General features: G+C 57.6%; 9 protein-coding genes. 1 reads left to right on the top strand and 8 read right to left on the bottom strand.

Going from position 1 to position 8,561, the window contains the following annotated elements; all coding sequences use genetic code 11:
* Positions 1–295: 295 nt before the first annotated feature.
* Positions 296–1,210 (top strand): homoserine O-acetyltransferase MetA, encoded by a 915-nt coding sequence (metA, locus tag ACOYIE_RS07070; protein WP_433411785.1) that lies wholly within the window; start codon positions 296–298, stop codon positions 1,208–1,210.
* A 66-nt stretch (positions 1,211–1,276) separates the two neighbouring features.
* Here the strand turns inward: metA and ACOYIE_RS07065 are convergent, their stop codons facing one another.
* From ACOYIE_RS07065 to ACOYIE_RS07030, 8 genes are all read right to left on the bottom strand, one after another.
* On the bottom strand, positions 1,277–1,915 hold the full coding sequence (locus ACOYIE_RS07065; protein WP_433411783.1) for a redox-sensing transcriptional repressor Rex: 639 nt from the start codon (positions 1,913–1,915) through the stop codon (positions 1,277–1,279).
* 33 nt (positions 1,916–1,948) lie between these two features.
* Positions 1,949–3,106 (bottom strand): isocitrate/isopropylmalate family dehydrogenase, encoded by a 1,158-nt coding sequence (locus tag ACOYIE_RS07060; protein WP_433411780.1) that lies wholly within the window; start codon positions 3,104–3,106, stop codon positions 1,949–1,951.
* A 76-nt stretch (positions 3,107–3,182) separates the two neighbouring features.
* Entirely contained in the window at positions 3,183–5,105 is a 1,923-nt protein-coding gene (locus tag ACOYIE_RS07055; protein WP_433411778.1) for an aconitate hydratase, read from the bottom strand.
* Positions 5,106–5,315: 210 nt separating this feature from the next.
* A complete protein-coding gene (gene tsaD / locus ACOYIE_RS07050; RefSeq protein WP_433411776.1) occupies positions 5,316–6,341 on the bottom strand; it encodes a tRNA (adenosine(37)-N6)-threonylcarbamoyltransferase complex transferase subunit TsaD in 1,026 nt (341 codons plus the stop codon).
* A gap of 48 nt (positions 6,342–6,389) precedes the next feature.
* A complete protein-coding gene (locus ACOYIE_RS07045; RefSeq protein WP_433411773.1) occupies positions 6,390–7,316 on the bottom strand; it encodes a GNAT family N-acetyltransferase in 927 nt (308 codons plus the stop codon).
* An 8-nt stretch (positions 7,317–7,324) separates the two neighbouring features.
* Positions 7,325–7,780, bottom strand: coding sequence for a GNAT family N-acetyltransferase (locus ACOYIE_RS07040; RefSeq protein WP_433411771.1), 456 nt, complete (start codon positions 7,778–7,780; stop codon positions 7,325–7,327).
* A gap of 5 nt (positions 7,781–7,785) precedes the next feature.
* Positions 7,786–8,250 carry a ribosomal protein S18-alanine N-acetyltransferase gene (rimI, locus tag ACOYIE_RS07035; RefSeq protein WP_433411769.1) on the bottom strand — a complete coding sequence of 155 codons (465 nt, stop codon included), beginning with the start codon at positions 8,248–8,250 and terminating at the stop codon, positions 7,786–7,788.
* The coding region (locus ACOYIE_RS07030; protein ID WP_433411767.1) for a hypothetical protein at positions 8,217–8,561 on the bottom strand (345 nt) is incomplete at its 5' end. The genes ACOYIE_RS07030 and rimI, both read right to left, overlap by 34 nt.

Raw genomic sequence — 8,561 nt, 5'->3', positions numbered from 1 at the left:
TATCAGCTCTCAGTCCGTTTGTCAACAACTTTTTTCGTTTTTGCCAAATCTTTTTTCGAGCCCGCCACCCCTCGCGAGACAGCTTTATTAGTATACCCCCTCCCCCTTCCTTTGTCAAGAACTTTTTCCAAAATTCTGCTCTTTCTGCGCTTATTTTCCTTTCTGCCTTCATGCCTGCCGTTACGTTTCCGCCAGCCCATCCCCATGAGGATTGGTCTTGTGATTTTTTCAGTTTTCTGTTATAATTTTAGCATAGTTTTTAAATTTCTCTATTAATATAAAAGGAGGTGTCGGCTTGCCTATCAAGATAGCCGACAGTTTGCCCGCGCGCGCTGTTCTGGAAAGTGAAAACATTTTTGTCATGACTGAACACCGCGCCGCGACGCAGGACATCCGTCCGCTGCACATCGCGCTGCTCAATTTGATGCCGCTTAAAATCGTCACGGAGACACAGATTCTGCGCTGTCTGTCGAATACGCCAATTCAGATTGAGGTGGACTTGGTGCAGACCAAGTCCTATCACTCGAAAAACACGCCCGAAGATCATCTGCTGACCTTTTACAAAACTTTTGACGACATTCGGGACAAAAAGTATGACGGTCTCATTATCACAGGCGCGCCTGTGGAAAACCTGCCGTTTGAAGAAGTGGAATATTGGGATGAGCTCGTTCAGATCATGGACTGGTCCAAAACCCATGTTCACTCCACCCTCCACATCTGCTGGGGCGCGCAGGCCGGCCTGTATCATCACTACGGTATTCCCAAATACCCGCTGCCGCAAAAAATGTCCGGTATTTTCCGGCATCATGTGCTTTTCCCAAAAGAACCCCTGCTCCGTGGGTTTGACGATATTTTTTCCGCCCCCCATTCACGGCACACCGAAGTGCGGGCAGCTGATATTCGGAATGACATTCGCCTGCGCCTGCTTGCAGAATCCTATGAGGCCGGCGTATATATCGTGGAAGCCATGAACGGCCGCCAGATTTTTGTGCTCGGCCACAGCGAGTACGATTCCGACACCCTCAAAACCGAATATGAGCGCGATCTTGCCAAGGGTATGAACCCCGAAATTCCCAAACACTATTTCCGCGACGACGACCCCACCAGCGACATCCTTGTTACCTGGAAGGCGCACGCTCATCTGTTTTATACCAACTGGATCAACTATTATGTCTATCAGACAACGCCCTATTCGCTTGATAAAATCTGACTCACTGAATTGTACAGACAAAAAGAGACGCAACCAAACGGCTGCGTCTCTCTTTTTTGTGATTTCTTACGCTTCATCCATCCCTACAAGGTGACACAAAGTCATCAAACTGTCCGACAGATGCACGTTTTCCACCGGCACGCCAAGGCCTTCCAGATGCAGGTCCTCGCCCGTAAAGTTCCACAGGCCGCGAATGCCATGATTCACCAGATCATGCGCAATCTCGGGCGCATTGGTGCGCGGCAGCGTCAGCACCGCAACATCAGGCTTATGCTCCTCCAGGTATGTGTACAGCATATCCAGGCTGCGTACCTCATGCCCGCCAAACTTTTTGCCCACCAGCTCCGGATTTGCATCAAACGCACACAGCAGTTCAAAACCGCTGGCGGCAAAGTCAAAGTTGTTGAGCAGAGCGCGGCCCAGGTTGCCTGCACCAATCAGCACAGCAGTGCGTCCCGCACGCAAGCCGAGAATCGCTCCCAGTTCTTCAATCAGTTTGTCCAGATTATAGCCGTATCCCTGCTGGCCAAAACCGCCGAAGCAGTTAAAATCCTGACGAATCTGTGAAGCGGTCAGTCCCATGCGTTCAGCGAGCGCGCGGGAGGATATCCGCTGCACACCCTCTGCTTTTAATTCTAATATATTACGGTAATACCGCGGCAATCGCTGCACTACCGCCTTGGAGACTTCTTGTTTACGCTCCACAGATATCTACCCTCTCTCCGTTAATTTTATTTTTTACAGTTTCGCAATCGTGTCGAGCACATAATCCGTAAACTCCTGCGCAGTCGCGCCCGTGGCGCGGCCGTTGACCACGACCTTCTTCTCCTCGAACATGCAGATATCCAGCGCACGGTCAAGCTTGCCGGCCAGCTCAATCTCACCGATATGCTCGAGCAGCATCACCGCTGCACGCAGCACGGAGGATGGGTCGGCGTACTGGGCACGGCCCTCCTGCACCATACGCGGCGCCGAACCATGGATCGCCTCAAACATGGCATAGCGCTTGCCGATATTGGCTGAGCCTGCCGTGCCGACACCGCCCTGAATTTCCGCCGCCTCATCGGTGATGATATCGCCATACAGGTTGGGCAGCACAACTACCTTAAAATCGCGGCGGCGCTTATCATCCAGCAGTTTTGCGGTCATGATATCGATGTACCAGTCGTCGAACTCGACCTCGGGATATTCCGCCGCAACCTTCTGGCAGGTATCCAAAAACTTTCCGTCCGTCGTTTTAATGATATTGGCCTTGGTCACGCAGGAAACACGGTTTTTCCCTGTTTTGCGCGCATAATCAAAGGCCAGACGCGCAATACGCTCGCATCCCTGCGAGGTGGCAACGGTAAAGTCGATAAACAGATCATCATCGATCTGCACGCCCTGCGAGCCGACTGCATAGCCGCCCTCGGTATTCTCACGATAAAATGTCCAGTCGATGCCAAGCTCAGGCACCTTAACGGGACGCACATTGGCAAACAGGTCGAGCGCCTTGCGCATCGCCACATTGGCGGATTCCACATTCGGCCACGGGTCGCCCTTGCGCGGGGTCGTGGTCGGCCCCTTGAGGATCACATGGCACTGTTTAAGCTGCTCCATCACGTCAGGCGGAATCGCGCAGCCGAGCGCGGCGCGGCGTTCGATGGTCAAGCCATCGATCACGCGGAACTCCACCTTGCCCGCCTTCACCTTATCCGCGAGCAGCACCTCGAGCGCGTGCTGCGCCATACCGGTGATCATCGGGCCGATACCGTCACCGCCGCACACGCCGATGATCAGCTTATCCAGCTTGGAGTAATCAATAAAATCGTCCTGCGCTTTCATATCAAGGATACGCTTGCGCTGGCTCTCTACCACTGCTTCAAATTTATCTAAAATGGACTGGTCGATCGACATTTTCCTGTCCTCCTGCTACCATTGATATTATTTTAACAAAAATGCGCCGCTTTGTCAAGAAAGCAGCCGTTTCCCCTTACTGCGCCTGCTGCCGGGCATCGTTGAGCGTGCCGCCTGCGAGCAGCGCACGGCGCTGACGGTCGGAAACCTCACAATCCGCATGGAAGGTGCGGCCGCCGCAGACAACCGTGACCTGCCTGCCGCTCCGGATCTCCTCCTGCACATGCGGCAGCGAGATCTCGTCCAGCAGGCTTACCGCGTCGTAATCCGCCGGATCGGCAAACGTCAGCGGCAAAATACCGGAGTTGACCAGATTGGCCTTATGGATCCGCGCGAACGACTTGCACAGCACTGCCTTAACGCCAAGGTACAGCGGCACCAGCGCCGCGTGCTCGCGCGACGAGCCCTGTCCGTAATTTGCGCCGCCAACGATAACGCCGCCGCCCTGTTCCCGGCAGCGTGCGGGGAATTCCGGATCGACATTGATAAAGCAGTAGTTCGAATAGTACGGCACATTCGAGCGGTAAGGCAGCAGCTTCGCGCCTGCCGGCAGAATGTGGTCCGTGGTGATATTGTCCTCGGTCTTGAGAACGACCTTGCCCGTATAGGACGCTTCAAGCGCCTTCCCCAGCGGGAAGGGCTTGATGTTCGGGCCGCGCACAACCTCGACCGCTTCCGGATGCTCCGAGGGCTTGATGATCATATTGTCGTTGATAACGAAATGCGCGGGCATCTCGATCGCGGGCATCTCGCCCAGTGTGCGCGGGTCGGTCAGTACGCCGGCCAGTGCGGAAGCCGCCGCAACCTCAGGAGATACCAGATAGATCTGTGCGTCCTGTGTGCCCGACCGCCCCTCGAAATTGCGGTTAAAGGTGCGCAGGGACACGCCCGCAGACTCGGGCGACTGCCCCATGCCGATGCACGGGCCGCAGGCACACTCCAGAATACGCGCGCCTGCCGCGATGATATCCGCCAGCGCGCCGTTCTGCGCCAGCATATCCAGCACCTGCTTGGAGCCGGGGCTGATGGTCAGCGATACATCGGGATGTACGGTCTTTCCCTTCAAAATGGATGCGACCTTCATCATATCGTAATAAGAGGAATTGGTGCACGAGCCGATGCAGCACTGGTTGACCTTGATTGCACCGATCTCGGACACCTTCTTCACATTATCCGGCATGTGCGGCATGGCCGCCAGCGGCTCCAGCGCAGAAAGATCGACCGTATACTCCTCATCATAAACCGCATCCGGATCGGAGGACAGCGGAACCCATACGTCGCCGCGGCCCTGCGCCTCCAAGAACTTCCGGGTTTCCTCATCGGACGGGAAGATCGAGGTCGTTGCGCCCAGCTCGGCGCCCATATTGGTAATGGTTGCACGCTCGGGCACGGAAAGGGTTTTTACGCCTTCGCCCGCATACTCAACGATTTTGCCCACGCCGCCCTTGACGGTCATCTGGCGCAGCACGTCCAGAATCACATCCTTCGCAGAAACCCACGGAGAGAGCTTGCCCGTCAGATTGACGCGCACCATCTTGGGCATCGGGATATAATATGCCCCGCCGCCCATCGCGACCGCGACATCCAGACCGCCCGCGCCGAACGCCAGCATGCCGATGCCGCCGCCGGTTGGGGTGTGGCTGTCCGAACCGATCAGGGTTTTGCCCGGCGCGCCAAAGCGCTCCAGATGCACCTGATGGCAGATGCCGTTGCCGGCCTTCGAGTAGTAAATGCCGTGCTTCTTTGCGACAGAGCCAATATATTTGTGGTCGTCCGCATTTTCGAAGCCGGATTGCAGGGTATTATGGTCAATATAAGCAACCGACCGCTCGGTCTTGACCTGATCGACACCCATCGCCTCAAATTGCAGATAGGCCATCGTACCGGTCGCATCCTGCGTCAGCGTCTGGTCGATTTTCAGGCCGATCTCCTGCCCCTGCACCATTTCGCCGTCCACCAGATGCGCCTTCAAAATTTTCTGCGCAATTGTCATACCCATTGTGTTTCCTTCGCTCCTTACTGTCCCCGCGCGGCGGCGCCTGAACGCGCACCGCGCCCCGCCGCTGCAGGGCGGGAATGTTGCGGCTTCCACAGCCTTCTCCACGGCGCACTGTATGCGCCGTGCCCAAAACAAAACAGAAGCGGTCTTTGCAGCGCAAAAACCACTTCTATTTTACAACATTCCATATGGTTTGAAAAGACTTTTCCACTAACGCTTTTCACAAATATTCCTGCCGATTTCTGCCGTTGCAAAAGCATTTTGCAGGGTGCAGCCTACATTGCCTGCAAGGTATTCATAATACGCCTGGCTGCCGATCATCGCCGCATTGTCTCCGCACAGAGCCAGCGGCGGCAGATACAGCCGCGTATGCGTGCGCGCCGCCATTTGCTGCAGCGCCGCACGCAGGAAGGAATTTGCCGCCACGCCGCCGGCACAGACCACATTGCGCGCATGGGTCTGCTGCACGGCCTGCTCCAGCCGCGGCACAAGCGTATGCACCACCGCCGCACAGAACGAAGCCGCCAGACCTTCCCTGTCAAGCGTCTCCCCCTTCTGCTCCGCGTGGTGCGCCAGATTGATAACCGCCGTTTTCAGCCCGGAAAAGGAAAAATCCAGCGGCGCATCCTTGATGTGGGAATCCGGCAGCTTATACCGTTTGGGGTCTCCCGCCTGTGCCAGCTTATCGATCTTCGGCCCGCCGGGATACCCCACGCCGAGCACACGCGCGACCTTGTCAAACGCCTCGCCCGCCGCATCATCCCGTGTGCCGCCAAGAATCTCAAATTCCGTATAATCGCGCACCATTACAATCTCGCTGTGTCCGCCGGAGGCGATCAGCGTCAAAAACGGCGGCTTCAGCTCGGGATATGCCAGATAGGTCGCCGCGATGTGCCCGCGGATATGATGCACCGGAATAAACGGCTTGTCCAGCGCAAATGCCAGCGATTTGCCGAAATTCGCGCCGACAAGCAGCGCGCCGATCAGCCCCGGCGCACAGGTCGCCGCCACCGCATCGACCGCGTGCTTATCCAGCCCCGCTTCGGCCAGCGCCTGCCCTGTCACGCGCACCACCGCTTCCATGTGCCGCCGCGACGCGATCTCGGGCACCACGCCGCCGTACAGCGCATGCGTTTCGATCTGCGTATCCACCACGCTGGAAAGTATTTTCCGCCCGTCCTCGATCACGGCTGCCGCCGTTTCATCGCAGGAGGACTCTATGCTCAATATTTTCATATGCCATGCTCCATATTCTGTTATAGCAGAAAGCCCCGTCCGGCCGCGTTACCGCATCGTCCCGTCCGAGATCTCCTTTTCCATGCACACACAGATGTCGTCGTCCACAAAATCGCCGTAGTTGGGAACCAGACGGTATCCCTGTTTTTCATAAAACGCGATCGCATCCGGCATGTCCGCCCCTGTTTCAAGCACCGCGCGGTGGCACCCGTTCGCAGCAGCGTGCCGCTCAAGTGCGGAAATGATCTTGCCCGCGACCCCCTGCCGCCGGTATTCCGGGTAGACATACATGCGCTTGATCTCCGCCGTGACCGGGTCAAACGCGCGCCAGCAGCCGCAGGCCGCAGGTTTTCCCTCTATGTAGGCTACCACAGCGCAGGCCATGCCGTCAAGCGCATGGTGTTTTTTGTATTTTTCCGCAATCTCACCCCAGCTCGCGCGGAAATACACATCCAGCTCCGCGACCAGCGCTGCAAGGTCGGCGTTCGTCACGTCGACAAATTTGAGTTCTACTCCCGCTGCGCTGTCCAGCTCCTTTTCAAAGCACAGCGATCCGCGGTCTCCGATGTAGGGACCAAAGCCTTCGGGCAGCGGACGGTATCCCTGTCCGAGATACAGCGCCGCAGCGCCGTCCAGCTCTTTCGCTGTTTCGATCACCATACGGTGACAGCCGCTCGCCGCCGCATGCTGCTCGATCTGCGCAACCATGCGGCGCGCCGTACCCGACCGGCGCTGCCCTGGGCGGACATACACCCGTTTCAGCTCGGCCGTCACTGCGTCAAACGGCTTCCAGCAGGCACAGCCGACCGCCTCGCCCGCCTCATAAGCCACAACCGCCCCGGCCAGACCGGACAGCGTATTGTGCGGCTGATATTCCAGATAAACCGCGCCGAGCAGATCAAAAAAGAAGCTGTCCAGCTCCTGCGAAAGCTGCGCCAGCGCCCGGTCATCCTGTTCTACAAACTTGATCTCCATATCCGTTTTTATTCCTTCCGCAGCATTTTTTCAAAGCACCGGCAGTTTTCTGCCCCAGCCGGGCTACCGTAATAGGCGATCTCCCGATAGCCCAGTTTATGATACAGCGCCGCCGAATCATCGGTTGTGCGCGCTGTCTCCAAAATCGCACGGATATAACCATGCGCCGCTGCATCCCGTTCCAGCGTGTCGATCAGCGCGCCGGCAACGCCCTGCCGCCGGAAAGCCGGAGCAACAAAAATACGCTTGATTTCAGCCGTTTCCTCGTCGGTCTTTTTCCATGCGCCGCAGCCCGCCGCCTTGCCGTTTATGCAGGCCACCACGCGGGCGTTCAGCAGATGCGGGTCGTTATATTTGGCATAGCGGCGGTGTACCTCACCGACGACCTCGAAATAATACGCATCCAGTTGCTGCACAAGCGCAAGAAAGTCCGCATTTTCCGCATCAACGAACCGAATCTCCACAACTGTCACTCCTTCAAAAAACGTGTCATCAGCACCGCGTCCTCTGTGGGCGCAGTATAAAAGTTCCGGCGCGTGCCGACCGGCTCAAAGCCCGCCTGTGCATACAGGGCGATTGCCGGCGCGTTGGAAGCCCGCACCTCCAGCGTGACAAACGCCAATTCCCGTTCGGCCGCCCGCGCAAGCAGCTCCCGCAGCAGCGCACGGGCAATCCCCTGCCGCCTTGCGTCCGGCGACACCGCCACGTTGGTGATATACCCCTCATCCAATACGGTCTGACAGCCGACATAGCCCACCGTCCGCCCCGCCTGCTCGGCAGCTAAGAACAGCCCCTTGCCCAGCTCTTCCCGCAGCATCGCTTCGCTCCACGGCGCAGAAAAGCACGCCTGCTCAATAGCGGCCAGTGCGGCAAGGTGACGTTCCTCCATCGGTACGACCGTCATGACTCCGCCAGTCTTTCGATCACGGCGCATACGCCTTTGTCAATCACCGCCGCCGCCCTGCGGTATGTGTCCAAATCCCCGCCAAAGGGATCGGGCACATCCTCTGCCAGCAGCGTGAACACCTTGCCTTCGCAGTCTGGAAACCGGCTGCACACCGCATCATAATGCGCGCCCGTCACACAGACCAGATAACGCGCCTCCTGCGCCAGCTTCTCGGTCAGCATCTGCGAACGATGGGCGGTGATATCTGCCTGCCGCTCGGCTGCCGCCGTCACCGCGTTCTGCGAAGCCGGCAGGCCGTCCTGCGTAAACAAGCCGGCGGAAGCCGCCGTCAGCCCGGT

Origin of the sequence: Agathobaculum sp., from assembly GCF_050946325.1 — a bacterium.
Lineage (GTDB): Bacteria > Bacillota > Clostridia > Oscillospirales > Butyricicoccaceae > Agathobaculum.
This window is presented reverse-complemented; position numbering and strand designations above follow the sequence as displayed.